This is a genomic window from Actinobaculum sp. oral taxon 183 str. F0552 (genome assembly GCF_000466165.1).
In the GTDB taxonomy this organism is placed as follows: domain Bacteria; phylum Actinomycetota; class Actinomycetes; order Actinomycetales; family Actinomycetaceae; genus Peptidiphaga.
In genome coordinates this window covers 7,292-32,670 of the sequence record NZ_KE951421.1, presented here as the reverse complement: position 1 = coordinate 32,670, position 25,379 = coordinate 7,292, and the positions used below count along the sequence as shown (strand labels likewise).

The window sequence follows — 25,379 nt, the reverse complement described above, 5'->3', positions numbered from 1 at the left end:
AGGATCGTGCGACTGGAGGTGGTCGACGCACCCGCGCTGCCGGCGGCGACCTCGGCCCCGAGCCTGGCGGGCGGAGCCCAGCTGAGGGAGCTCGTCCCCCTCGAACCCGGCGAGCGGGCGCTGGCGCTCGCCGACCTCTCCCCCGACGCCGCGCCGCTCGCCCTGGCGACGGCGCACGGGAGGATCAAGCGCCTGGCCGCCGCCCACCCCGCCAAGGGCTCGTGGGACGTCATCTCTCTGGAGGAGGACGACGCGGTCGTGGCCGCCGGGCACTGCCGAGACGGCGACCAGATCGTCCTCGTCTCCTCCGACGCCCAGCTTCTGCGCTTCGACGCCTCCGCGGTGCGCCCTCAGGGCCGCACGGGACGCGGCGTGGCCGGGATCCGCCTGGCCGAGGGCGGCCGGGTCATCGCCCTGGGCGTCGTGCCCGCCGACGACGTCGCCGGGCACCTCGTGGCGACGGTGTCGGGGAGCCGCGACGCCCTCCAGGGAACCGTGGCGGGCAGCGCGAAGGTCACCCCCCTGGACCGGTTCCCGTCCAAGGGGCGCGCCACCGCGGGCGTGCGCGCTCAGCGCTTCCTGCACGGAGAGGACTGCCTCCAGCTGGCGTTCGTCGGCCCCGACCCGCTCCGCGCCGTGGGAACCGGCGGCCAGCCCGTCGACCTGCCGGCAGCGGACGAGCGGCGCGACGGCTCGGGCGTCCCCCTCACGGCCCCGGTCAGCGCCGTCGGCTGACGGCCCGGGGCGGGCGGATCGCCTCCTTCGGCGTCTGCCCGCCCGGTCGTCGGCCCGCCGGCCGGGCGCAACAACCGAGCCGCCGGCCGGCCTCCTGATCAGCGCAGCCGCCGGCCGCCCGATCAACCGTCGAGGTTGCTGACGTAGACGCGGGTGCGGGCCGTCACCTCGAAGCCGTAGTCGACGTACGTCGAATACAGGTAGTCGTGTTCGGGGACGTCGATTCCCGCGTAGGAGACCCCTGACGCCCTGAAGGCGTCCATGGACCATCCGAGAAGGAGGGAGATGAGCCGCAGCCCCCTCCATTCCCGGCCGAGGACCACTTCGGAGATGTAGCCCTCCGACCAACCGAACGCCTGCCAGTCCTGTTCGAAGCGCTCGCAGACGATGTAGGCGGCGATCCGGGGCCTGTCGCCTCGCACGTCGAAGGCGACGAAGCTCCAGTCCCGGTCGATGAAGGCGTGCTCGACGGCCCACGCATCCGGCGAGATCGCAGACCCTCCGGCCTGAGCCTGCACGGCGTTGTGGAAGCGGACGACGCCCCCGTCCCTCTCGGGGCTCAGCGGTTCGATCCTGATGTGGGCAGGGGTGGGGATCGCGGCGTCCTCCTCGTCCAGCCGCATGCGCATCTGCACGAAGGTGTGCGACAGTTCGAATCCCTCGCGTTCGAGGAGCGCCGCCAGTTCGGCGTTGGCGTCGTCGACGTGGACGAGCGCGCTCGTCCCCCCGATCCCACGCGCCGCCCTGAGCTGCTCGGCGGCCAGGAGGCGCCCGATGCCCTCGCCGCGCGCGTCGGGGCGGACCCCGCCGGAGAGCCTGACCTCCCTGCCGCCGCCGGGCATGCGCGCCAGGCCGAAGGCCAGCAGGCTCCCGTCGGAGGCGCGCAGGCCCATCGCCCGCCACACCATGGCATCGTCGAAGTAGCCCTCGACTTCCTCCCTGCTCGTGCGCACAAGCGACCCGTCGGCTGCTTCCAGCTGGCCGATCAGGCGGAAGATCTCATCGGCATCGGTGGGCCCCAGTTCACTCCATGCCATGGATACAGACTAGGCGTCGATGCGCTCCCGGTCCACCGCTGCGGCTCCCTCGACGATGAACTCCCGGCGCGGGGCGACTTCGTTGCCCATGAGCAGTTCGAAAACCGATTCGGCCTCCACGAGGGCCTGCTCGTCCTCCATGCGGATGCGCCGGAGGGTCCGGCGGGCGGGCTCCATGGTCGTCTCGGCGAGCTGGTGCGCATCCATCTCCCCCAGGCCCTTGTACCGCTGGATCGGCTCGCGGTACGTCCTGCCCGTGCGCTCGAGCCTGCGCAGCTGGCGGTGGAGCTCGTCCTCGGAGTAGGTGTAGACGACCTCGCGCTTCCTGCCAGCCACTTCGATGCGATGCAGGGGCGGGACCGCGGCGAAGACGCGTCCGGCTTCGACGAGGGGGCGCATGTACCTGAAGAACAGGGTCAGCAGCAGGGTGCGGATGTGCGCGCCGTCGACGTCGGCGTCGGTCATCATGATGACCTTGCCGTACCGGGCGGCCGACAAGTCGAAGGATCGCCCGCTGCCCGCGCCGATGACCTGGATGATCGAGGCGACTTCCTGGTTCTTCAGAATGTCGGCGGCCGAGGCCTTCTGAACGTTGAGGATCTTGCCGCGGATGGGCAGCAGCGCCTGGAATTCGCTGGAGCGGGCGAGCTTGGCGGTGCCGAGCGCCGAATCGCCCTCGACGATGAACAGCTCGGTCCGGGCGACGTCCTCGCTGCGGCAGTCGGCCAGCTTGGCGGGCAGGCTCGAGGTCTCCAGGGCGTTCTTGCGCCGCGAGATCTCCTTGTGCATGCGGGCCGTGACGCGCGCGCGCATCTCGGCCACGATCTTCTCCAGAAGCCGGCCCGTCTCCGTCTTCTGGTCGCGCTTGGGCGAGGCGAGGATCGCGGTCAGCTCCCTTTCGACCACGCCGGCGACGATCCCGCGTATCGCCGCGGTCCCCAGGATCTCCTTCGTCTGCCCCTCGAACTGCGGTTCGGGGAACCTGACCGTGACGACCCCGGTCAGCCCCGCCAGGACGTCGTCCTTCTCGATGCGGGGATCCCTGGCGCCGACCTTGAGCCGCCGGGCGTTGGCCTCGACGAGCGAGCGCGCGACCTTCAGGACGGCCTGTTCGAAGCCGGCCTGGTGGGCCCCGCCGCCCGGGGTCCTGATGATGTTGACGAAGGACTCGACGCGGGTCTCGTAGTCCGACCCCCACCTCAGGGCGACGTCGACCGACGCCGTGCGCTCCACCTCGCGGGTGACGAGGTGGCCGCTGGCCCTGTCGAGCTCTTGGACGTTCTCCGTGAAGGTCCCCTCGCCGGTCAGGCGCATCGTCGCGGTGACAGGGGCGTCCCTGGCCAGGAAGTCGACGAAGTCGACGGTGCCGCCGTCGAAGCGGAAGGTCTCGCTGGTCGGCTCGCCGTCCCGGCCGTCGACCACCGTGATGGCCAGCCCGGGGATGAGGAAGGCCGTCTGGCGGACGCGGGAGACGAGCTCGCCGTAGGAGAACTCCGCGCTGTCGAGGAAGATCTGCGGGTCGGCCCAGTAGCGCACGCGGGTGCCGGTGCGCTTCTTGGCCGCCTTCCCCACCGCGTCCAGCACGGAGGAGTCGGTGAAGGGCGTGAAGGGGTTGTCGGGCGAGGGGGCCTTCCGCCCGTCGGCGAAGCGCCCGGGCTCGCCCCGGTGGAACTGCATCTGATAGGTCACCCCGTCGCGGTCCACCTGGACGTCCAGGCGGGCCGAGAGGGCGTTGACCACGGAGGCGCCCACGCCGTGCAGGCCTCCCGAGGACGTGTAGGAGCCTCCCCCGAACTTCCCGCCGGCGTGCAGCTTCGTGTAGACGACTTCCACGCCCGTCAGCCCGACGCCGGGGACGACGTCGACGGGCACGCCTCGCCCGTCGTCGCGCACCTCCACCGATCCGTCGTCGTGGAGCTCGACCTCTATGGCGTGGGCGTAGCCCTCTAGAGCCTCATCCACCGCATTGTCGATGATCTCCCACAGGCAGTGCATGAGCCCCCGGGAGTCGGTGGACCCGATGTACATGCCCGGGCGCTTGCGCACCGCCTCCAGCCCTTCGAGGACTTGGAGGTGGCGCGCGCTGTAGGCCTCTTGTGTCGTCACCCGGATATCGTATGCGCGCCCGCCGTCACCTTCGCGCCGGGGCGCGCAGATGCGTCACGCCTCACCCGCGCCCTGCGCCTGGCCGTCGGAGGCGATGCGGCTTCGCTCGTCGTGCACGCAGATGGCCGCGGCGGCGAGTTTCTCCAGGTGGGCGTTGGCGTGGTGCCCGCAGAAGAGGAGCTCGCCGTAGGGGAGGACGACGCGGACGTAGGCCTGCGCCCCGCACGCGTCGCACCGGTCGAGGATCGTCAGCTGGTCGTCGGCTGCTGTTGTAGTCACGTCTCCATCAAAGCACGAACGGCCGGCTGCGCGCCCGATGCGTCCACACCGTTCGCATCGGGCGGAACGGAAGGCCGCGCACCGCGGAGACCCGCCGTCCGGGCGGAGGCCGCGAGCGGGCCGGCCCGTGCATAATGGGCACTGCGGCCCTCCGGCGGGCCGGAAAGCAGGAGGAACATGGGCTTTGCCGTCGTGGACGTCGAGACGACCGGGCTGAATCCCCGCACCGACCGGATCCTCGAGATCGGAATCGTCACGGCGGACGGCTCCGGCCGCCCGACCGGCGAGTGGAGCAGCCTGGTCAACCCCGGCCGCCCCGTCGCGGCGACCGTCGTCCACGGGCTCACCGACGCCGACGTCGCGGACGCGCCGCCGATCGCCGAGGTCCTCCCCCGGGTCACCGCCCTCCTGGCCTGGAAGGTGGTCGTCGCCCACAATGCGGCCTTCGACGTCGGCTTCCTCAACGCCGCCTACCGGCACGCCGGGGTGGACTTCGCCATCCCGCGGGAGGCCACGGCCTGCACCATGGAGCTGTCGAAGATCTACCTGCCGCCGGGCAGGCACAGTCTCGCGGCGTCCGCCAGGCGCGCCGGCGTGCCCGTGCCCGCACGCCACCGGGCGCTCGCCGACGCCCGCGTGGCCGCGCTCCTCCTCAGGCGCTACATCGCCGAGGAGGCCGCGGGGACGCGCTTCGCGCGGCGGGCGGTCTCGCGCAACGGGACCGTCACCCTGCCCGCCAGCTGGGTGGACGCCGTGCGCGCCTCGGCCGACCTGGCCTGGCCCGCCGTCTAGGCGGCGCGGCGGGCCCCGAGGCCGAGGCGGCTAGTCGAGGTAGTCGCGCAGCACTTGGGAACGCGAGGGGTGGCGGAGCTTGGACATCGTCTTGGACTCGATCTGGCGGATGCGCTCGCGCGTGACACCGTAGACCTTCCCGATCTCGTCGAGGGTCTTCGTCTGGCCGTCGGTCAGGCCGAAGCGCATCGAGACCACCCCCGCCTCGCGCTCCGAGAGGGTGTCGAGCACCTGCCGCAGCTGCTCCTGCAGAAGCGTGAAGCCCACCGCGTCGGCCGGGACGACGGCCTCCGAGTCCTCGATGAGGTCGCCGAACTCGCTGTCGCCGTCCTCCCCCAGGGGCGTGTGGAGGGAGATGGGCTCGCGCCCGTACTTCTGGACCTCGATGACCTTCTCCTCGGTCATGTCCAGTTCCTTGGCCAGCTCCTCGGTGCTCGGTTCGCGCCCGAGGTCCTGGAGCATCTGGCGTTGGACGCGGGCGAGCTTGTTGATGACCTCGACCATGTGGACGGGGATGCGGATCGTGCGCGCCTGGTCGGCCATCGCGCGGGTGATCGCCTGGCGGATCCACCACGTGGCGTAAGTCGAGAACTTGTAGCCCTTCGAGTAGTCGAACTTCTCCACCGCGCGGACCAGGCCGAGGTTGCCCTCCTGAATGAGGTCGAGGAAGAGCATGCCCCGTCCCGTGTAGCGTTTGGCCAGCGAGACCACCAGGCGGAGGTTGGCCTCCAGAAGGTGGTTCTTGGCCTGCTGGCCGTCTCGCGAGATGAGCTTGAGCTCGCGCATGTACATCCGGTCGGTCTCCCTGTTCAGGGAGCCGCTCTTGAGGATGTGCTCGGCGAACAGGCCCGCCTCGATCCGCTTGGCCAGATCGACTTCCTCTTCGGCGTTGAGGAGGGGGACCTTGCCGATCTGCTTGAGGTAGTCCTTGACGGGATCCGCCGTGGCGCCCGCGACGTGGACGCGCACGGCCGGCTCGTCCGATTCGTCGGAGTCCTTCATCGTGAAGGCGCCCTTGGAGACGGGGATCGCGTCGTCGGTGAGGATCCTGCTGCGCCCGCGGCCCTTCGCGCCGTTCTTGTCCGACTCATCGCCGGACTCCCCGTCGGCGTCCGCCTCGTCCTCGGCTCCCTCCTCCAGTTCGAGGTCGTCGTCCGAGACGCCGACGATGTCGGTTTCCTCGTAGTCGGCCGTGTCCTTGGACGCGGCCGGAGACGGCGCCGCGGAGCCGCCGGCGATCTCGACGGCTTCGACGCCCTCGGACGCGGGAGAGGCGGCGGGCTTCTTCCCCCCGGCCGTCTTCCGCTGGGTCTTCCTGGCCGTCGACGAGCCCTTCTGCGAGGCGCCGGCCGCGGCCTTGGCCGATGCGGCCTTCTTCTTCGCAGCGGGCTTCTTCTTCGCAGCGGGCTTCTTCGGGGCGGCGGCCTCACCCTCTCCGGCCGATGCGGCCTTCTTCTTCGCGGCGGGCTTCTTAGCGGATGCCTTCTTGGCGCCCGACGTCCTCTCGGACGCCGTTGCGCCCGCCTTCTTCTTGGTTCCGGCCTTCTTCGAAGCCGCCTTGACCGCCTTCGCCTCACCGCCCTTCCCGGTCGCCGCCTTCTTCTCGGATTCCATCGAGGGCTCCGGCCTCTCCTCGGCGGAAACGGTTGCGGTTGCCTGTGCGGACCTGGTTGCCACGTGGGACCTTTCAGCTTGAAACGCTCAACACAAACCACGCCCAAGGATTTCGGGCACAGTCCAGGACATTGGCCTGAACGAGCAAACTCTGGATTTCATTCCCGAAAGCCGGGGCTATGACTCAGTTCACAATTCGTTGCCATCATCGGTTTCAGCCTACGCCTCCGCCGGTGGACGCGCGTGCATGGGATTCCAGCCACCATAGCCCGCCCACCCGCCTGACGCGGGTCTTGAGGTCCCGCTCCCGCCAGGCCCGGAAGCCTCCCCGCCGGCGGCGCGCTCCCCCTCGTGCTCGCCGAGGAGCCCGCCCGCGCCGGCGACGCGGGGCGCTACGGTGCGAGCTCGCTTTCGCGCAACGGCGTTCCTCCTCCAAAGAGCGTCGTGCGACGGTCAGACGCCGTCGATGCACGGCATCCAGACGGAGGGCGCCCAGCCAGGCCGGACCACTGGGACGGACTTCCGGTTCCCCTCGGCCGCGACCGCGGGGACCATGCGCAGCCGGCTCCCGAGCAGCCGGCGCGGTCCCCGTGCCCGAGCGGAAGCCCGGAATGGGCCGGCCGCGACCTGGCTGGGCGCCTGCGCGGCCGGGAGCCTCGGCGTGGGAGACTCCCCTCGCATGACCCGGGAATCGTCGAAACGGACGCGTCAGCCGGCCGTCAGCGCGGAGTACCAGGGGGCCATGGTCCCGCTGGAGACGACGTCGAGGAGCAGGTGGGCCAGCGGATACCCCGGGTCGATCCGCGCGGCCTGCCTGACCCTCTTCGCCGCCAAGGAATTGGTGCACGACCACCAGTGGAGGTATCCGGCCGCCGCGAGGGCGGCGTGCTCGCCTCGGACCCGGTAGGAGGCGACCTCTTCGAGTAGGGCGATGACCCGGCGGATCCGGTCGATGTGGGGGGCGCGCCCGGCGGCCGCTGCCAGGCGGGAGAAGAGCTCCTCCTCCCCGACGCCGGCCAGCGGGGTCTCCACGGCCGGGTCGATGCCGTAGAGGAGGACTCGGTCGCGCACGTCCGGGTTGCACAGGGCGGCGCTCACCCGGCCGCACATCCTCGCGTGCGCCATTCTGTCCGCGGGCCGGCCGGCGTCGGGGCAGGCCAGCAGCGCGTCGACCGCTGCGAGCTGGGCCGCAATGGCCTGCGGCGTCCGCTCCGCCCGCTCAGCGCGGGCGGACTCCCCGCGGGCCGCGTCGCGCTCGGCCTCCGGCTTGGCCTCGATCTCCGGGGACGGCGGTTCGCGCAGCGGAGAGCTCCCTTTGTAGACGAGCTCGGCGGCCGCCTGGCAGGAGTCGAGCTCCCGCAGCGAGCGCACAGTCGCCTCCGACCCGTCGACGCGGACGAAGGACGTGCCGTCCACGGCGTAGGAGGCGAGGAAGCCGTCGGGAGCGGGGGCCAGGGCCTGAAGGGCCATGGCGTGGACGTGTTCGAGGCGCGCCGCGGCGGTCCCCTCGACCTGGGCGAGATCGTCGCAGTACAGGACGATGACGGCCTTGGTCACGCGATGGTGGCCGACGACCTCGGCTATGAAGCGTGCGTGGTCCTCGCCGACCGATTCGGCGGCGCAGTCGACGACCACGACCGGTCCCATGCAGGCGCGCCGGCCCGACGCGTCGACGACGCGCTGGTCCAGGCCGCACAGAACGAGCTGCCGGGCGGGACGGTAACCGACGATGTGCGGGACGAGGACGAGGGTCTCCTCGGGCGAACGGAGTGCGATCATGGTCGAAGTCTCGCCGGATGCCGCAGGAGGAAGGGCTCCGGTCCGGCTCGATGTGCGCCCGGCCGACGCGGACGGCGACTGTGGACCGGTTCCGCTCACTCGGTTCGCCGCCCCGGCCGCCCGGTTCCGGCCATCTCAACCGGCCGATCCAGCCCGATCCGGTCATCCGATCCGCCCGCCCGCCGTGTGGGCCTCGCCGCCTCCGGCTACGCTTGGACCATGGCCAGCCCCACCCTCGCCTCCATCCGAGCCGACGTGTCGAGTGCCGCGTACGGCTATCTCCGACGCTGCTCCTGGATGGCCGACCTTCCGGGGGACGCCCCCCTCCTCGAGGAGTTCGCGGCCCCCGCGCTCGCCCTGATGGAGTCGGGCAAACGCACCCGCGCGGCCCTCCTGGCCGCGGCGTACCTCTCGGCGGGAGCCGGGGACATCGCCCCCGCGATCCACGCCGGCGCGGCCGTCGAGCTCTACCAGGCGTCGGCCCTCGTCCACGACGACGTCATCGACCACGCGCAGATCCGCCGGGGAATGCCGACCGGCCACGTCGCCTTCGCCCAGGCGCACCGCAAAGCGGGCTGGCTCGGCGACGAGGCGGACTTCGGCGCCGCCGGGGCGATCCTCCTGGGGGACCTCCTCCTGTCGCTGTCGACGGAGGCCTGCGTGCGCGCGTGCGGCCTGGCCCCGGGCGGCGGGCGGCGGGCGCTCGCCGACTTCGCCAGGATGACGGGGGAGGTCGCTTTCGGGCAGTACCTCGACGTCCGGGCGGGGCGCGTCCCGGACCAGGACGACCCCGTTCGCGCCGCCATGAACGTCATCGTCCACAAGAGCGCCCGGTACTCCGTCGTCTACCCCCTGACGATCGGCGCGCGGCTGGGCGGAGCCGACGCGGCGCTCGTCCGCCTGCTGGCCGGCATCGGGCGTCCCCTGGGAATCGCCTACCAGCTCCGCGACGACGACCTCGGAGTCTTCGGCGACGCCGAGGTGACCGGCAAGCCTCTGTGCGGGGACGTCGCAGAGGGGAAGCGGACGGTCCTGCTGGCCTTGACGGGCCGGTGTGCGAGTCCGGCGGACGCCGACTGGCTGCGCTCGCGCCTGGGGGGCGCCGTCACCGAGGAGGACGCCGAGCGGATCCGCGACATCGTCGCCTCCAGCGGGGCCCGCTCGCGACACGAGGCCCTCATCGCCGTGCATCAGGACGAGGCGCGCTCCGCCTGGGAGAGGCTCGCCGGCTCCGGCCGGGCGAGCTCGGAGGGAATCGACCTCCTCGGCCAGCTCCTGGGCGAGCTGGCGAGTCGGACGAACTGAGGGGTCAGCGGCCGGACGTCGCCGGCGGACTGCGGGCCCGATGCGAGGCCCGGGTCCGCACCGCGCGGACCGGCTAGAAGGCGAGCGTGCAGGCCACCGTCCTGACCGCATGGACGCGGCCGGAGCGCAGGGCGTCGATGGGACGCCCGCCGAGTTCGGGCACGTCGCCCGTGAGCCACGACCACGCCTCCTCGTCGTCGTAGCCCGCGTCCGCGAGCGTGATGAGCGTGCCCCGCAGCGACGGCAGCACGCGCGCGGCCCCCTCCCCGTCGACGAAGGCGAGGGCGGGGATCGCCAGGGCGCCGCCTCCGCCGCGCCGCAGAGCGATGAGGCTGCGGTCGGCGAGCATGGAGCGGACGTCGCGTTGGGTCACGCCGAGCAGCTCCGCGGCTTGGGGGACGGACAGCCAGGATTCAGGCGAAACGGTCACTCGCACAGACTAGCCGAGAACGGCCGGGCCTGCGGGCCGCCGTGCCGTGTGGCGCACTCGTCCGGAAAACGTGTGGCGCGCCGGCCCGGAACGCGCTATTGTCACATGTGGCACATCGTTCACGGGATCATCACGATTCTCATCGATAACTCGTTACACAGACGGGAGACCTGGAGGCACCTCATGTCCATGCGCACGTATGTGACACGCACATCGACCGCTCTCGCCACGGCGACCGCAGCCCTCGGCGTCCTCACCCCGACTTCCCACGCCGGGTCACAGGCCAAGGCCTCGTCCGAACCGGCGGCGCACGAACGCCCGGCCCTCGCCGTGGTCTCGGGTCCCGCGGCCGTGCCGGTCACGCTCGCGGCCGTGGGAGAGTCGACGGCAGGCTCCCTCGCCCTCGTGCCGGCGGCCTCGCAGGGATCGGTCCACGTCGTGGCCGGCGGGGAGACGCTGTCGGGGATCGCCCGCCGCCACTCGACGACCGCCTCGGCGCTCGCCTCCGCCAACGGCATCGCGGACCCCGACCGCATCTTCCCCGGCCAGCGGCTGACGATCCCCACGGCTGTCAAGGCCTCGGCCTCGGTCCCCTCCGATCCGGTGCCCAAGACCTTCCTCCACTACACGTATTCGGACGAGGTGAACGCCGCGGCGAACCGGAACCGGGCCTCCTTGGAAGGCGTCTCGACGCCTTCGGCGGTGAAGATGCGCGAAATCGTGCGCGAGGCGGCGGCGAAGATGGGAGTCGACCCCCGGCTCGCCCTTGCCCACGCCTCCGTCGAATCGGACTTCGACATGCGCACGGTCTCCCCCGCCAACGCCGTGGGGGTCATGCAGGTCATCCCGTCCTCGGGCGAGTGGGCCTCGCGCATGGTCGGGCGCCAGCTCAACCTGCTCGATCCGCAGGACAACGCGGTGGCGGGCGTGGCGATCATCCGCTACCTGCAGAAGAACGCCGACGACATGGACCAGGGCATAGCCGGCTACTACCAGGGCCTGGGAGGCGTCAAGAAAACCGGGATGCGCCCCGACACCCAGAAGTACGTCGCGAAGGTCCGCGCCGCCATGGCCCAGTTCTGAGCCCTCCGGGGACCGGTCCGCGCGGGGCGGCTCCTGTAACCGAGGTGGCCGTGCTTTTAGTACTCTTAACCCGTGGTATCGGACTCGCTCCTGGGAGCCGTCGTCGACGGACGCTACGTCATCGCCAGGCGCATCGCGCGCGGCGGAATGGCGACGGTCTACCGCGCCCGGGACAAGCGCCTCGAACGGGACGTGGCGATCAAGCTCATGCACCGGCATCTGGCCGAGAGCCCTGACTTCACGGCGCGGTTCAATCGCGAGGCCAGGGCGGCGGCGCGGCTGTCCTCGGCCTACGTCGTCACGGTCCACGACCAAGGCGTGTGGGACTCGGGAGACGGGCGCCACGCCTACCTCGTCATGGAGTACGTCCCCGGCCCCGACGTGCGCAGCGAACTGATCCGCACCGGCAGCTTCACCCTCGGCACGGCCCTGGCGATCACCGAGCAGACCCTGCGCGCGCTCAGCAGCGCGCACTCGGCGGGCATCGTCCACCGCGACGTCAAACCCGAGAACGTCATGCTCACCTCGCGGATCCCGCCCGTGTCGATATTCGAGCGGCCTGAGATCCACGCCAAAGTCGCCGACTTCGGACTGGCCCGCGCGGTCACCTCGGTCTCCCCGACGACCGGGCAGGCCATGGGAACCGTGACCTACATGGCCCCCGAAGTCATCACGACCGGCGTCGCCGAGGCCCCGGCAGACGTCTACGCGGTGGGCATCATGCTCTACGAGTTCCTCACGGGCGAGCTCCCCTTCCAGGCCGAGACCCCCATCGCCACGGCGTACATGCACATCAACGAGCCCATGCCGCACGTCGCGGAGCAGGCCGACTGGATCCCCGCGTCCCTCGACTCCTTCATCGCGCTGCTGACGGCCAAGGACGCCTCGCAGCGGCCGGCCAACGGCGAGGAGGCGCTCCGCGAACTCCTCGCCATCACCCGGTCGATCCCCGAGGAGGACCTCATCCGGCGCATCCCCGTCATCCCGGCGCCCCAGTCCGACGGCGAGGACGACGACGGCGAGGACGACGCCCCGCCCGATCCGAAGCCCCTCCCGGCCGCCCCCACGACGACGATGCCCATGCCCGGTCCCGTCCCCCCGGACGGCGCGGCACCGGCCGCCGAGCCGATCCCGCCCGGCGGCGGCGCAGACGACGGGAACGGGGCACGCCGCCTGCGGCGGCGACGGACGGACCTGCGCCACGAAACCCCGGAGCTGCCGGGCAGGAGACGGCGGCAGGGCCGCAGGGCCTGGGCGGCCCTGGCGATCCTGCTGGCGGTCGCCCTGACCGCCGTGCTGTGGTACTTCCGCGCCGGGCCGGGCAAGCGGGTCACGATCCCGGCGGTGGCGGGGCAGACTTACGAGCAGGCCCTCAGCTCCCTCCGCGAGGAGGGGCTGACCGCCAGGCGCCGCAACGTCTATTCGGACACCGTGCCGTCCGGGTCCGTCGTCTCCACCGATCCGGGCGGGGGCGGAAGGGTCCATCCGAGCAGGGTCGTCACCGTCACGGTCTCCCGCGGCGTCGAACAGGTGACCGTCCCCGATCTGTCGGGGCTGTCCGCACAGGAGGCCAGGCGGAGGCTCGGCTCGGCCCGTCTCGTCTACAGGGAGGCCGCCGTCTACTCGGAGTCGGTGGACGAGGGCAGGGTCGTCTCGCAGTCGGTGGCCGCCGACACGGCGGTCAACCACGATTCGGCGGTCACCGTGACGATATCCAAGGGCCGCCAGCCGATCAGGGTCCCCAACGTCGTCGGCAAGTCCGAAGCCGACGCGAACAACGCCATAAGGAAGGCCGGGCTGACGGTCTCCCGCCAGGAGGAGCACTCGGACACCGTCGCCCAGGGAGTCGTCATCTCCCAGGACCCGAGCAAGGGGACCGTCCACCGGGGCGACTCGGTGACGGTGGTCGTCTCCCAGGGCCCGGAGCTCGTCGACGTCCCCAACGTCGTCGACATGCGCCGCGAAGAGGCCACGACGACGCTGCAGAACGCGGGCTTCCAGGTGCAGGCCGACAACGTCTTCGGCGGCTACTTCGGGATCGTCCGCTCCCAGAGCCCCGCGGCCGGGACGAAGGCCCGTAAGGGGACGGGCGTGAAGATCGCGGTCTTCTAGGGCCGCGTCCCCGCACAGGGCGGGCTGATCCAGAAGACCACCGTCTACGACCGCACCATCGAAGCCGCGTCCCCGCACAGGGCGGGCTGATCATGCGCGACACATCGAGGTCGGGCCGCGCCTCCGGGGGCACGCGACGGTGCGGGCACGGATCGAACGGCTCGAACTCCGGCCGGCAGACCCGGCGGGCTGGCTACAGATGGACGTCGCGCAGCATCTCGGAGACGAGGAAGGCCATCTCCAAGGACTGCTGGTGGTTCAGACGCGGGTCGACGAGCGTCTCGTAGCGGGCGGGCAGGGTGTCTTCGACGATCTCCTCCGAGCCGCCGAGCACTTCGGTGACGTCGTCCCCGGTGAGCTCGACGTGGATGCCGCCGGGCTTGGTGCCCAGCGATTCGTGGACCGAGAAGAAGCCCCTGATCTCGGCGAGGATGTCGGCCAGGCGCCTGGTCTTCATCCCGTTGGAGGCGCTGATGGTGTTGCCGTGCATGGGGTCGGTCACCCACGTGACCGGGCGGCCGTCGTCGCGGACGGCCTCGACGAGGGCGGGCAGGCGCTCTTGGACCGTCGAGGCCCCCATGCGGGCGATGAGGGTCAGCCGTCCGGGCGTCCCCTCGGGATTGAGCCTGTCGACGAGGGCGAGGACGTCGGCGGGCCGGGCGGAGGGGCCGAGTTTGACGCCGATCGGGTTGCGGACGCGGCTGAGCAGCTCGACGTGCGCGCCGTCGACGTCGCGCGTGCGCTCGCCGATCCACAGGAAGTGCGCCGAGCAGTCGTAGGGCTGTCCCGTCCGCGAGTCGACGCGGGTCAGGGCCTCCTCGTAGGGGAGGATGAGGGCCTCGTGGGAGGCGTAGAGGTCCACCGTGCGCAGGGATTCGTGGTTGACGCCCGCCGCGAGCATGAACCGCATCGCCCGGTCGATCTCCGTCGCGACCGTCTCGTAGCGTGCGTAGGCCGGATTGGCCATGAACCCCTTATTCCACTCGTGGACCTTGTCGAGGTCGGCGAAGCCCCCCGTGGTGAAGGCTCGGATGAGGTTCAGCGTGGCCGCCGAGCGCTGATAGGCCTCGACGAGCCGACGCGGGTCGGGCGTGCGGGACGGGCGGGAGAACTCGTGTCCGTTGACGGCGTCGCCGAAGTAGGAGGGGAGCGTGGTCCCGTCGCGGGTCTCCGTCGGGGCCGACCGAGGCTTGGAGTACTGGCCGGCCATGCGCCCGATCTTGACGACGGGGACCGACGCCCCGTACGTGAGGATGACGGCCATCTGGAGGATGGTGCGGATCTTGGCCCTGATGTGGGAGGCGGTCGCCTCCTCGAAGGACTCGGCGCAGTCCCCGCCCATGAGGACGAAAGCCTCGCCCCGCGACGCGGCGGCCATCTCCCGCTGGAGCCGGTCCGCCTCGCCGGCGAACACCAGCGGGGGCAGGGTCCGCAGATACGCGACAGTCGCCTCCAGATCGCCCGCGTCCGGCCAGTCCGGCTGGTGTCCGGCCGGACGGTCCCTCCAGGCTCTGACGGAGGTCGCGTTCGCATCGTCTGCGTCGGTGAACATGACGACGATTCTAGTCCGGTCCGCCCGGCTCCGGCGGTCGCCGGCCGCGGGCGTCGGGCAGCCCGCTGCGCGTCGGGCCGCCCGCACCGCCCGTCAGCGAACCTCGAACTTCTGGCCGATGGCGCCCATGAGGTTGGCGAACCACCGCTGGGAGACGTCGAAGGCCTTGTGGCCCTTGATGCGCGGGAAGGCGATGCACGAGAGCTCGTCGCCGTTCTCCTCGTCCTGGCCGATCACGCCGGACGTGCCCTCCAGGGCGCAGTCGACGGCCATGTCCACCATCGAGCCGATGAGGGCCAGGTCGTCCGCGTTCGAATGCCAGGCGCGCGAGTAGTAGCCCGACTTCTGCACCATGACCTTCTCCGCGCCGATGCGCTCGGCGAACTGCTTGGCGAACCACTGGCCGGGATTGACGGTGTCGAGCTTGACGTGGCCGAAGGGGTCGCGCTCGACCTCCTCGCCCGCGGCCTCCTTCTCGGCGACGATCTCGTCGACCCCGGCGCCCTCGGAGAGGAAGATGTTGACGTTGCCGATCTCGTCCATGATGCCGCGCAGCCGCTTGGCCTCCCCGTCGATGTCGATGGACAGCTCGGGCAGGTAGACGGCGTGGACGTCCCACCGTTCCTTGGACAGGCCGAGGGCGGGCGCCCACTCCTGCTCGACGACCCACGCGTGGTAGTACTGGGCGGACTGGGCGGTCAGGTAACCGCAGTTGCGGCCCATGACCTCGTGGACGATGAGCATCCGGGGGTTGGACCGGTGCTCGCCGATGACGTGCTGGGCGAATCCCGAGGCCTCCTCGGCCGCGGTCCAGGCGCCCAGGGACTGACGGATGGGAACGATGTCGTTGTCGATCGTCTTGGGGAGCCCCACGACCGTCAAGTCGTAGTCGTGCTCCTTGAGGTAGGCCGCGAGGTCGGCGGCTGTCGTGTTGGTGTCGTCGCCGCCGATCGTGTGGAGCACGTCCACGCCGTCGGCGCGCAGGCGCTCGGCTGCGACCTCGAGGGGATCCTCGCCTTCCTTGACCAGGCCGCGCTCCACGAGGTTCTTCGCGTTCGTCAGCTTGACGCGGGAGTTGCCGATCGGCGATCCGCCGAAGCGGGAGAAGATGTGGGCGCTGCGGCGCGCCTCCTCGCCGACGACGACGTAGTTGCCGGTCAGGAGGCCGTGGTATCCGTACTGGTAGGCGATGATCTCGATGTCGGGGGCGATCTCGGTGTAGCGCTGGATGAGCCCTCCCACGGCGGAGGACAGGCAGGGGGCGAAACCGCCGGCAGTGAGCAGAGCGACGCGACGAACCGTCATGATGGAACCTTCCTAAAGATCTTCTTCTCGGCGCGCGGGGACGACGCCGTCGGGCACATATGCACCGCTGCGTTCCATTCTACCCGCGACTATGCTGGGACGTATGACTCGAGACGCGGAAGCTGAAGACTTCGACGAGCGCTGGGAGGAGATCGTCACGGAACTCTCGGATTTGGACGGCCTGGAGCTCGCCGACGCCTCCGAGTTCGACCTCGACGGCCTCGGCGGGGGCAGGGCGGCCGACGCCGAGGCGGGCGGCCTCCGGGAGCCCGGAGAGTGGGAGGAGGGCGCCGGGGACGACGTCGAGACCGTGGCGAGTCTGTCCGGCGGGCCCCGCGACTGGAGCCCCGCCGAGGAGGACGAGGAGGACGTCGTGCTCGTCCCCGTCGATCCCGACGACGCAGCGCCCGCTTCGCCGCGCACGAGGCTCCTGTGGCTGGCCGCGGCGATCAGCGTCCTGGTCTCGACCCTGGTCGCGCTGGGCGCGGTCTCCGGCGGCTCCTCCATCGCCCTGGGGGCGGGCGCGCTGGGGTTCGCCCTAGCCGCCATCGCCGCGTTCTCCTCGTCTCCGCGCGCCGAGGACGTCGATCCCTTCGACGACGGCGCCCGGCTGTGAGGCCTGCGGCGAATCGGAAGGCGTCGGAACCGCCGGATACGCTGGACGCGTGGCAGACGACGATCCTCTCGGCGCGCGGGTCGGCCGCGCGTCGACGCGCGGCGCCCAGCTCGCCTTCGACGATCTGGGCGTGCCCCTCGAGGAAGCGTCCTTCGTCGTCGTCGACTTGGAGACGACCGGCGGCAGGCCCGCACCCAACTCGATAGCGGATATCGGCGCGGTCAGGGTGCGCGGAGGCGAGACGCTCGGCGAGTTCGCGACCCTCGTCGACCCGGGCGAGCCCATCCCCGCCTTCATCACGGCTCTGACGGGCATCACCACCGCCATGGCGCTCTCGGCGCCCCGAATCGGCGAGGTCCTCCCCTCCTTCATGGAGTTCCTCGGGCCCGGCCCCGACACGGTCCTCGTGGCCCACAACGCGGCCTTCGACGTCGGCCACCTCAGGGCGGCCTGCGCCGGGCTCGGCATGGCCTGGCCGAAGGTCCGCGTGCTCGACACCGTCAAGCTCGCCCGCAGGGTCTTCACCCGCGACGAGGCGCCGAACGTCAAGCTCTCGACTCTCGCCCGCGTCTGCCGGGCCACGGTCAGCCCCACCCACCGGGCGCTCGACGACGCCCGGGCCACCGTCGACGTCCTGCACGCCATGCTCGCACGGCTCGGCCCGCTGGGCGTCACCCACTTGGAGGATCTGGCCTCGGCCGCCGACCCCGTTCCCGCCCGCCGCCGGGGGAAGGCGCACTTGGCCGAGGGGCTGCCGCACTCCCCCGGCGTCTACCGGTTCATCGGCCCCGCGGGGGACGTCCTGTACGTCGGCACGTCCGCGAACGTCCACAGGCGCGTCCGCCAGTACTTCACCGCCGCGGAAACCCGCAGGCGGATCGCCGAGATGGTGGATCTGGCCGTGAGGGTCGAGGCGAAGCCGACGGCCACCGTCCTGGAGGCCGGAGTCCTCGAGCTGCGCGACATCGCCCGGCTCGACCCTCCGTACAATCGCCGGTCCAGGCGGCCCGACCGCCTGCCGTGGCTGGTCCTGACCGAGGAGGCCCATCCGCGGCTGTCGATCACGCGCGCGGTCCTCCTCGACCGGGTCGCCGACGCCCTGGGCCCCTTCCCTTCCCAGGCCCAGGCCCGCAAGGCCGCTCGGCTCGTCGCCGACGACTGCCGGCTGCGCACCTGCACCGCGCGGCTCCCCGCGATCCCGCGCGCCCGGGTCCGCGCCTGCCACCTGTGCGAGCTGGGACGATGCTCGGCGCCGTGCGTGGACGCCGAGGGGGCCCGGCGGGCGCCGCAGGAGGCGGCGGCGATCCTCGCGGGGGCCTGCGACGGCCTGTGGAAGCGCCAGACGGCGCGGCTGGCGGCGCTGGCCGAGCTGGAGCGCTTCGAGCAGGCGGGCGCGCAGCGCGACAGGCTGGGAGCCGTCCTGGCGGCCCAGCGCCGCAAGGAGAGGCTCCTGCCCCTCCTGCTCTCCCGGGAGATCGTGGCGGCCAGGCGCGAAGGCTCCGGCTGGCAGATCGCCGCCATACGCTACGGGCGGCTGGCGGGAACGGCTCGCGCGCAGGCGCATCCCCTCTGTGCGGCCGAGGCGCTGCTCGCCGTCGCGGAGGCGGTCGGCCGACCCCGCCTGGTGGGAGGAGCGGCGCATCCCGAGGAGACCGAGCTGCTCGCCTCGTGGCTGTGGAGCCGGGACACGCGGCTCATCGCGGTCTCGGGCGAGGTCCCCGTGGCCCTGCCCCGCCGGTCGGCGGCCCGGTTCCGCGTCCCCGGGCCGCAGTGCGGGGGCGAAGCCGCCTGCCAGGCGGACGGCGGGACGTGAACGTCGCGGGCAAGCCCGGGCGGCGGGAGGCCGCGGAGGGCGTGGCCGGCCCGGTCACGAGCCGGACAGTTCGATCCAGCGATCGAGCAGCGACGCCGCGGCGCCCGAGTCGATCGAGCGAGCGGCCACCTCGTAGGCGGCCCTCATCCGCTCGGCGAACGTGCCGTCCCCGGGGCGCGTCCCCTCGTGTCTGTCGGCCACCACGAGGGCCCCGGCGGCATTGAGGAGGACGGCCTGTCTGACCGGCCCGTCGGCCCCGCCGAGCACTGCCCGGGTGACCTCGGCGTTGAAGTCGGGCTCTCCCCCGCGCAGGTCGTCGACGGTGGCGGGGGGCAGTCCGAGCTCGTCCACCGCGTCGAACTCGCGGTGGACGACGCCGCCTTCGCGCACCTCCCAGACGTCGTTGGGGGCGGCGGCCGACAGTTCGTCCATGCCGTTGCGGCAGCGGAACACGAGGCCCCGCGATCCCCTGTCGGCGAGCACTCCGCACACCAGGGCGGCGAAGTCCTCGCGGGAGACGCCGATGGCCGAGACGGCCGGGCGGGCGGGATTGGTCAGCGGGCCGAGGATGTTGAAGGCGGTGGCGACCCCCAGTTCGCGGCGCGTGGGGGAGACGAAGCGCATGGCAGGGTGGAAGGCGTTGGCGAAGACGAAGGCTATGCCGAGTTCCGCGAAGACCCGTTCGACCTCCTCCGCGGGGAGGTCGACGGCAACGCCGAGCGCCTCTAGGCAGTCCGCGGCCCCCGACGCCGAGGACGACGCCCGGTTGCCGTGCTTGACGACCGGCACTCCTGCGGCCGCCACGACGAGCGCGGCCGTCGTCGAGACATTCACCGTCTTCAGGCGGTCGCCGCCCGTGCCGACGATGTCGAGCTGCTCCCCCTCGACGGAGAGGGGGACGGCGTGGGCGAGCATGGCCTCGGACATGCCGCGGATCTCGGCGGGCGTCTCGCCCTTGCCGGCGAGAGCGGTCAGGAAGCCCGCGAGCACGACGCCGGACGCGTTGCCGTCCATGACGTCGTTGATCGCCCAAGCGGTCTCCTCCGCGGTCAGGTTCTGCTTGGCGATGAGACGCGCGATGACGTCGGGCCAGGTCGGATGCGCCATGGAGCCCCTATCCTCGAAGGATCTCCGCGACCGCGCCGGAGAGGACGCGCGGGTTGACGGGGAGGGGAAGGATCCTCTCGGCGCCCGACCATCGCCCGAGCCATTCGTCCTGCGGCCGGGCGATGAGGAGGACGAAGGGGATGTCGGCGTCGATCTCGTCGTGGACCATCTTGCCTATCCCCATGCCGCCGAGCTTGGGGGCCTCCGCGTCGAGGATCATCAGGGCGCAGCCGCCTGCGCGGACCTCGGACAGCAGAGCCTCGGGCGTGGCGGTCTCCTTCCACCGGATCTCAGGCAGCCCCTTGCCTGCGCGGCGCCCGACGGAGGAGAGGACCTCGCGTCGCGTGTCGGCGTCGTCCGAGTACACGACGATCGATACTGCGTCGGCCGCCTCGGGGGCGTCGAGCTCTGCCATGCCTTCCTCCGTTCTCGTCCGGGCAACGGTCACATTCTAGCCGTCGCCTCCCCGAACCGCCGCACAGCCGGCACGCGCCCGGCGAATCGGCGGTCGGCCCGACCTTGGAGTCCCTCCGACTCGAGGCGGATCCGCAGACGCCCGGCGGCGAATCGGAGGGAATCGGATGGTGACTTCGGCCTGTGCGGCGGGTACAGTCGCAAGTGGGGCGCTCGCAGGATCTCCGAGGCTGCCCGCGTCGGACGACCGGCGGGACCCGAGGGCGAAGCTGTTCACACGACGGGGGTCGATTCACCGATGACGAGGTCAGAAATCAACGCGACGATCGAACGGTTCGAGGGCCTGGAACGCCGATTCGAACTGCCTGCCTACCTCTCCTTCACGCCCGGGGAATGGGCGGCGAAGGGCAGGGTGTCCGTCCCCGGCGGCATCACGCCCGCGACCCTTCCCGACTACGCCGAGGCGGGGGCCGACGCCGTCATCGCCGGCGGCGGGATCGCGCACGCCCCGGACCCCGCCGCCCAGGCCGAGCGGCTGGCCGGCATGGCCCACTCCCGGGAGGCGAACCGATGACGGGCGGCGCCAACGCTGCGGCCGGGAACGGCGCCGCTGTGGGAAACGCGGAACTGCGCGCGATCCTGGACGAGGTGGGCGCCTACGGGGAGAGGATCTCCGGCCGGGAGCTGAAGGCGGCGGCCGAGGCGATCGTCCGAGCGCGGCGCGTCTTCGTCGCCGGCGCAGGCCGCACCGGATTCGCCTCCCGCGCCTTCGCGAACCGCATGATGCACCTGGGCAAGCCGGCGTTCTTCGTGGGCGAGACGACCACGCCGTCCGTCGGGGAGGGCGACGTCCTGGTCGTCGGCTCCGGATCGGGCACCACGGCGAGCCTCGTGGCGGCGGTCGAGAAGGCGAAGGGGATCGGCGTCGAAGTGGTCACGCTGACGATGTTCCCCGACCACCGGATAGGCGCCCTGGCCGACGTGGTGGTCGCCGTCCCCGGGGTCACGCCGAAGCGCGCGCCGGGCGAGGCGCAGAGCGCCGAATCGATCCAGCCGATGGGCTCGCTCTTCGAGCAACTGTGCTGGCTCGCCTACGACGCGCTGGTGCTGATCCTCATGCCCCTGCTCGGGCAGACCGGCGAGAGCATGTTCGAGCGCCACGCGAACCTCGAGTGAGCCGAGCCGGCCTCCCCCGGTGCGCCGGATTCCACGGATTCCCCGTCCTCGTCGAGACTGCACGCGAACGGCCTCCCCCGGGGCGCCGGATCCCACCCGCCTCCCGCACCACACGACAACACGCCATTCGAGGAGACGCAATGGAACGCTCAGACATCCTCGGCCGCGTAGGCAGCATGCAGCAGCTCGCCTACGCTCGCCGCATCCGCTACGAGGAGGGCCGCGCCGCCGGAATGCGGGCCATCGAGGTCAAGAACGGCGACGTCAGATTCGTCGCGATGGAAGACAAGGCCCTCGACGTCAGCGAATTCGAATACCGGGGCGTCAGCCTCGGCTTCCTGTCCAAACCCGGCCTGAACGGGCGCAACCCCTTCGACACCCTCAGCGACGACGTGGCCCGCAGCATCATGGGCGGCATGTTCTTCACCTGCGGGTTCGAGAACATCGGCGCCCCCTACACGGACGCGGAGGGGAAGCGGTATCCCCTGCACGGCCGCATCCGGACGAGCCCGGCCGAGCACGTGCGGGCCGACGCCGGCTGGGAGGGGGACGACTACGCGGTCACCTTGAGCGGCGAGGTGCGCGAGGCCGAGCTCTTCGGCGAGAACCTCGTCCTGCGCCGCACCGTCTCCTCGCGGCTGGGCGAGGCGTCGATCGCCGTCGCGGACGAAGTCGTCAACGAGGGATTCACCCCTCAGCCCATGATGTTCATGTACCACTGCAACGTCGGCTGGCCGCTGCTGTCCGAGAGCGCGGAGATCGTCATTCCGAGCATCCGCGTCGCACCCCGCGACGAGGCCGACTGGTCGACGGTCCAGGCCCCGGTGCCCGACAAGCCGGAGAGCGTGTTCATCCACACGCTGGCGGCCGAGCCCGACGGCTCGACCTTCGCCTCGGTGGCCAATCCGGAGCTGGGAATCGCTCTCGTCCTGGAGTTCTCCGTCGAGGAGTTCCCGTACTTCATGCAGTGGAAGTCCATGGCCGCGGGAGACTACGTCGTCGGCCTGGAGCCCTCCAACTCCTCCATTCTCGGGCGGGGACACCACGAGGAGCGGGGCGACCTCCACATCCTCCAACCGCAGGCGAGCGAGGTCAAACATCTGACCGTGTCCGCCGTGGAGGGTCGGGAGGCGATCGCCCGCCTCCGCAGGCGCAGGGACGGGTTGGTGCGACGCGGCGGCATCCGCCCTGTCCTTTAGGGACGAACGTCCCTATACTTGAATCGTCCCAGACAACGGTCCGGCCCCGCTCTACCGCCATCGGCCGGACGCCCGCCGCCCGGCGGCCGCGAACGGAGGAACAACATGACCTACACCCTGCCAGAGCTCCCCTACGACTACGCGGCTCTGGAACCCCACATATCCGCGAAAATCATGCGGCTCCACCATGACAAGCACCACGCCGCGTACGTGGCGGGCGCCAACGCCGCGCTTGAGAATCTGGCCGCAGCCCGCCAGGCGGGCGACTTGTCCAAGATCAACCAGTTCTCCAAGGACCTCGCCTTCAACCTGGGCGGGCACACCAATCACTCGATCTTCTGGACGAATCTCTCCCCGGACGGCGGCGGCCGGCCCGAGGGCGAACTGGCCGGGGCGATCGACGACGCCTTCGGATCCTTCGACTCCTTCGTCGCGCACTTCACCGCGGCGGCGACCGGCATCCAGGGATCGGGGTGGGCGGTGCTCGCCTACGACTCGATCTCCGGCGGGCTCGTGGTCTTCCAGCTCTTCGACCAACAGGCGAACGTCCCCGCGGGGATCGTCCCGCTGTTCATGGTGGACATGTGGGAGCACGCGTTCTACCTCGACTACCTCAACGTCAAGGCCGACTACGTGAAGGCCATCTGGAACATCGCCGACTGGCGGAACGTCGCCGAGAGGCTCGAGGCGGCGAAGGCCCGTGCCGCGGGCCTCATCGTCGGCTGATTCCGGCGACGCTGAGCAGTGGGGGGCGGCCCGGGCCGCCCCCCACTGCTCAGCGTATGCCGCCGGCTCGGACCGCGCCGGGCGCGGTCCGTCCGCTCCCTCGGCCCGTCACCCGTCCTGGTAGTAGGCGAGGATGTCGACGACCACGAACACGGGCGGCACCGACGACGCCGAGCCGCTGTTCTCCTGCGTCTTGGGCACCGTCAGCAGAACGCGGGAGCCCACGGGCGTTCCGACGAGCTCGTCGAAGGGGGTGCCCCTGCCGATCGTGGAGGCTTGGGGGCCTCTCTTGCCGTCCCACGTGGTCTCTTTGACGGTGCCGTCCTTCGACGCCACGTAGTAGGAGACGTACATCGTGCCCTTCGAGCCCACTTCGGGGCCGGTGCCGCGTGCGATGACGGTCTTCGTCCTCGTCGTGGGCTCGGCCGCGTTCTCCTTGACCTCGACCTTCGTCACCGGCTTGCCGATGGCGCCCGTGATCCGGACGGGCAGCGTCGCCTGATCGACGACGGCCGTGGCGTCGGCCTGGCCCGCCTCGGTGATGGAGAGCGCGTCGTGGACCTCCACGTAGAAGACGATCGTGTCGTCGCCCGAGATCCCCGCGTCCGGCTGGCCGCTCGGCCCGTATCCGTCCTTGGGGGGGATGGAGAGCATGACCTTGTCGCCGACGTGGAGCCCGGCCAAGCCCTTGCCCCATCCCGGCACCAGCTTGGACAGAGGCATGCGCAGCGGAGTCCCCTTGGCGAAGGAGGAGTCGAAGGGCTGGGTCTTCCCCCACACCTGCCCCACGTAGTCGGCGACGATGACGTCGGAAGCCTCGATCTCCGCTCCCTTCCCCTTCTCCAGGACGGTCACCTTGAGTTCCTTGGGAGGATCCGCCTTGGGGAACTTGATGAGGGGCTTGCCGCCGGCATATGTGAGCTTGGGGCTGTTGGCGTCGGGCGTCGACTTGACCGCCGTCGTCTTCTTCCCGTCCGGACCGTCGCCGGAATTGGAGCAGGCCACCAGGGAGACGGCGAAGACGGCGGCTAGCAGACCGCGGAGTATTCTGTGTCGCATGCCCTTCCCCTCAGTGGAAGGAGTCGCCGCAGGCGCACGAACCCACAGCGTTGGGATTGTCGATCGTGAAGCCCTGCCGGTCGATGGAGTCGGCGAAGTCGATCGACGCCCCGTCCAGGTACGGCTTGGACATCTTGTCGACGATCACTTCCACGCCCCCGAAGTCGCGGACGGCGTCGCCGTCGAGGATGCGCTCGTCGAAGTAGAGCTGGTACATGAGTCCCGAGCAGCCACCGGGCTGGACGGCGACGCGCAGCCGGAGGTCGTCGCGACCCTCCTGTTCCAGAAGCGCCTTGACCTTCGAGACGGCCGCCTCGCTGAGGTTGACGTTGTGACTGACGGCGTCGAGCGTTTCGCTCATTGCTTCCTCCAACAGGTTGTACGTGAAGTGGTTGTACGTGAACAAGCGTAGTGTGGGACGGGCGGACATTCTAGCAACGCGTGCCAGCTTACACTCCGCGTCCGGTGCGCCGAGGCGATCGGCCGGTCAATCATTCCCATCCCCATGTGCCGGCGACGCGTGCGACGGCGTCTGTCAGCGCGCCGGCCATCCCGGCGGCGGTGGCGGGAGTCTCCGGGGCGTCGTCGAAGGCCCGTCCGGGCCTGATCTCGTAGACTCCGTTGAGCCCGAGCCTGGCCAGCTCCGAGCGCTGCAGGCTCGCGCTGTCGCAGACGAGGACGAGCGGCACGGCTCGGCGTGCGGCGCATGCGACCGCGGCGTCGAGGCCGCCGGGCGGGCTCTCCCCGACCGCGCCGCTCACGTAGAGGCACAGGTCCGCCTGCGAGGCCCACCCCTCCAGCGCGACGGCGACCGCTTCCCGGACGGGCAAAACCCGTGCTCCGACGATCCGCAGTCCGAAGGCGGCCCCTCCCCCGGCGCCGGCGTAGGGGCCGCGGACGAGGTCCTCCGCTCCCAGAAGGTCCCCGCCCGTCTGCGCGTCGGCGTCGGCGGACGCCGCGGCCATCGCCGCGGACGCCTCCCCGAGGGCCCTCTCCATCTCCTGGGCGAGGGCGGGGGCCATGCCCCGCCTCGTCCAAGCGCGGGCGAGCCCCGTCGGGCCCAGGAGGCGCTGGGGTCCCCCGGTGAAGACCGTCAGGTGGCTCGGGCGCAGGACGCGGCGGGCGGCGGCGATCCGCCCC

General features: G+C 71.2%; 24 protein-coding genes. 11 read left to right on the top strand and 13 right to left on the bottom strand.

The annotated features are described in order from the left end of the window. The coding region (locus HMPREF0043_RS04550; protein ID WP_021601727.1) for a DNA gyrase C-terminal beta-propeller domain-containing protein at window positions 1-735 on the top strand (735 nt) is incomplete at its 5' end. Window positions 736-857: 122 nt separating this feature from the next. Here the strand turns inward: HMPREF0043_RS04550 and HMPREF0043_RS04545 are convergent. The 3 genes from HMPREF0043_RS04545 to HMPREF0043_RS04535 are packed head-to-tail and all read right to left on the bottom strand — an operon-like array spanning window position 858 to window position 4,157. Continuing rightward, window positions 858-1,772, bottom strand: a complete 915-nt coding sequence (locus tag HMPREF0043_RS04545) for a GNAT family N-acetyltransferase (protein WP_021601726.1) — start codon at window positions 1,770-1,772, stop codon at window positions 858-860. Between the two features lie 9 nt (window positions 1,773-1,781). Beyond that, window positions 1,782-3,878 carry a DNA gyrase/topoisomerase IV subunit B gene (locus HMPREF0043_RS04540; RefSeq protein WP_021601725.1) on the bottom strand — a complete coding sequence of 699 codons (2,097 nt, stop codon included), beginning with the start codon at window positions 3,876-3,878 and terminating at the stop codon, window positions 1,782-1,784. 54 nt (window positions 3,879-3,932) lie between these two features. Continuing rightward, window positions 3,933-4,157 carry a DUF7455 domain-containing protein gene (locus HMPREF0043_RS04535; RefSeq protein WP_021601724.1) on the bottom strand — a complete coding sequence of 75 codons (225 nt, stop codon included), beginning with the start codon at window positions 4,155-4,157 and terminating at the stop codon, window positions 3,933-3,935. A gap of 177 nt (window positions 4,158-4,334) precedes the next feature. Between HMPREF0043_RS04535 and HMPREF0043_RS04530 the strand changes: the two genes are divergently transcribed. Next, entirely contained in the window at window positions 4,335-4,949 is a 615-nt protein-coding gene (locus HMPREF0043_RS04530) for a 3'-5' exonuclease (protein WP_021601722.1), read from the top strand. Between the two features lie 30 nt (window positions 4,950-4,979). On the opposite strand, the gene HMPREF0043_RS04525 is transcribed toward HMPREF0043_RS04530, so the two are convergent. Next, on the bottom strand, window positions 4,980-6,563 hold the full coding sequence (locus HMPREF0043_RS04525; RefSeq protein ID WP_021601721.1) for an RNA polymerase sigma factor: 1,584 nt from the start codon (window positions 6,561-6,563) through the stop codon (window positions 4,980-4,982). Between the two features lie 708 nt (window positions 6,564-7,271). After that, window positions 7,272-8,342, bottom strand: a complete 1,071-nt coding sequence (locus HMPREF0043_RS04520) for a DUF4192 family protein (protein WP_021601718.1) — start codon at window positions 8,340-8,342, stop codon at window positions 7,272-7,274. A 219-nt stretch (window positions 8,343-8,561) separates the two neighbouring features. On the opposite strand from HMPREF0043_RS04520, the gene HMPREF0043_RS04515 reads away from it, so the two are divergent. After that, a complete protein-coding gene (locus HMPREF0043_RS04515; protein ID WP_156897512.1) occupies window positions 8,562-9,647 on the top strand; it encodes a polyprenyl synthetase family protein in 1,086 nt (361 codons plus the stop codon). 73 nt (window positions 9,648-9,720) lie between these two features. On the opposite strand, the gene HMPREF0043_RS04510 is transcribed toward HMPREF0043_RS04515, so the two are convergent. Then, entirely contained in the window at window positions 9,721-10,077 is a 357-nt protein-coding gene (locus HMPREF0043_RS04510) for an Rv2175c family DNA-binding protein (RefSeq protein WP_021601716.1), read from the bottom strand. A gap of 105 nt (window positions 10,078-10,182) precedes the next feature. Between HMPREF0043_RS04510 and HMPREF0043_RS04505 the strand changes: the two genes are divergently transcribed. Both HMPREF0043_RS04505 and pknB read left to right on the top strand, forming a co-directional pair. Next, window positions 10,183-11,160 carry a lytic transglycosylase gene (locus tag HMPREF0043_RS04505; protein WP_021601715.1) on the top strand — a complete coding sequence of 326 codons (978 nt, stop codon included), beginning with the start codon at window positions 10,183-10,185 and terminating at the stop codon, window positions 11,158-11,160. A 72-nt stretch (window positions 11,161-11,232) separates the two neighbouring features. Beyond that, window positions 11,233-13,272 (top strand): Stk1 family PASTA domain-containing Ser/Thr kinase, encoded by a 2,040-nt coding sequence (gene pknB / locus HMPREF0043_RS04500; protein ID WP_021601714.1) that lies wholly within the window; start codon window positions 11,233-11,235, stop codon window positions 13,270-13,272. Between the two features lie 193 nt (window positions 13,273-13,465). Here pknB and HMPREF0043_RS04495 read toward each other — a convergent pair whose 3' ends face one another. Both HMPREF0043_RS04495 and HMPREF0043_RS04490 read right to left on the bottom strand, forming a co-directional pair. Next, entirely contained in the window at window positions 13,466-14,824 is a 1,359-nt protein-coding gene (locus tag HMPREF0043_RS04495) for a class II 3-deoxy-7-phosphoheptulonate synthase (protein ID WP_021601713.1), read from the bottom strand. Window positions 14,825-14,917: 93 nt separating this feature from the next. Continuing rightward, window positions 14,918-16,129 (bottom strand): pyrophosphate--fructose-6-phosphate 1-phosphotransferase, encoded by a 1,212-nt coding sequence (locus tag HMPREF0043_RS04490; protein ID WP_021601712.1) that lies wholly within the window; start codon window positions 16,127-16,129, stop codon window positions 14,918-14,920. Window positions 16,130-16,232: 103 nt separating this feature from the next. Here HMPREF0043_RS04490 and HMPREF0043_RS10170 point away from each other — a divergent pair, with 103 nt between their 5' ends. Together HMPREF0043_RS10170 and HMPREF0043_RS04480 are read left to right on the top strand one after the other, a co-directional pair. After that, a complete protein-coding gene (locus HMPREF0043_RS10170) occupies window positions 16,233-16,745 on the top strand; it encodes a hypothetical protein (protein WP_021601711.1) in 513 nt (170 codons plus the stop codon). A gap of 49 nt (window positions 16,746-16,794) precedes the next feature. Then, entirely contained in the window at window positions 16,795-18,558 is a 1,764-nt protein-coding gene (locus tag HMPREF0043_RS04480) for a DEDD exonuclease domain-containing protein (protein ID WP_021601710.1), read from the top strand. A 54-nt stretch (window positions 18,559-18,612) separates the two neighbouring features. On the opposite strand, the gene trpD is transcribed toward HMPREF0043_RS04480, so the two are convergent. Further along, window positions 18,613-19,665, bottom strand: coding sequence for an anthranilate phosphoribosyltransferase (trpD, locus tag HMPREF0043_RS04475; RefSeq protein ID WP_021601709.1), 1,053 nt, complete (start codon window positions 19,663-19,665; stop codon window positions 18,613-18,615). 7 nt (window positions 19,666-19,672) lie between these two features. Next, the gene (locus tag HMPREF0043_RS04470) at window positions 19,673-20,080 is read right to left on the bottom strand and encodes a hypothetical protein (RefSeq protein ID WP_021601708.1); all 408 of its coding nucleotides are present in this window, start codon (window positions 20,078-20,080) and stop codon (window positions 19,673-19,675) included. Between the two features lie 297 nt (window positions 20,081-20,377). Here HMPREF0043_RS04470 and HMPREF0043_RS04465 point away from each other — a divergent pair, with 297 nt between their 5' ends. The 4 genes from HMPREF0043_RS04465 to HMPREF0043_RS04450 all read left to right on the top strand — a co-directional run bounded on the left by HMPREF0043_RS04465 (window position 20,378) and on the right by HMPREF0043_RS04450 (window position 23,180). Further along, window positions 20,378-20,653, top strand: coding sequence for an orotidine 5'-phosphate decarboxylase / HUMPS family protein (locus tag HMPREF0043_RS04465; protein WP_021601707.1), 276 nt, complete (start codon window positions 20,378-20,380; stop codon window positions 20,651-20,653). Window positions 20,654-20,691: 38 nt separating this feature from the next. Next, window positions 20,692-21,255 (top strand): 6-phospho-3-hexuloisomerase, encoded by a 564-nt coding sequence (gene hxlB, locus HMPREF0043_RS04460; RefSeq protein WP_040317857.1) that lies wholly within the window; start codon window positions 20,692-20,694, stop codon window positions 21,253-21,255. A 140-nt stretch (window positions 21,256-21,395) separates the two neighbouring features. Further along, the gene (locus HMPREF0043_RS04455; protein ID WP_021601705.1) at window positions 21,396-22,454 is read left to right on the top strand and encodes an aldose 1-epimerase family protein; all 1,059 of its coding nucleotides are present in this window, start codon (window positions 21,396-21,398) and stop codon (window positions 22,452-22,454) included. 105 nt (window positions 22,455-22,559) lie between these two features. Then, a complete protein-coding gene (locus HMPREF0043_RS04450) occupies window positions 22,560-23,180 on the top strand; it encodes a superoxide dismutase (protein ID WP_021601704.1) in 621 nt (206 codons plus the stop codon). Between the two features lie 108 nt (window positions 23,181-23,288). Here HMPREF0043_RS04450 and HMPREF0043_RS04445 read toward each other — a convergent pair whose 3' ends face one another. The 3 genes from HMPREF0043_RS04445 to HMPREF0043_RS04435 all read right to left on the bottom strand — a co-directional run. Then, entirely contained in the window at window positions 23,289-24,239 is a 951-nt protein-coding gene (locus HMPREF0043_RS04445) for an FKBP-type peptidyl-prolyl cis-trans isomerase (RefSeq protein WP_021601703.1), read from the bottom strand. Window positions 24,240-24,249: 10 nt separating this feature from the next. Next, complete coding sequence (locus tag HMPREF0043_RS04440) at window positions 24,250-24,600, bottom strand: HesB/IscA family protein (RefSeq protein WP_040317856.1); 351 nt, start codon at window positions 24,598-24,600, stop codon at window positions 24,250-24,252. A 130-nt stretch (window positions 24,601-24,730) separates the two neighbouring features. Further along, the coding region (locus tag HMPREF0043_RS04435) for a glycerate kinase (RefSeq protein WP_021601701.1) at window positions 24,731-25,379 on the bottom strand (649 nt) is incomplete at its 5' end.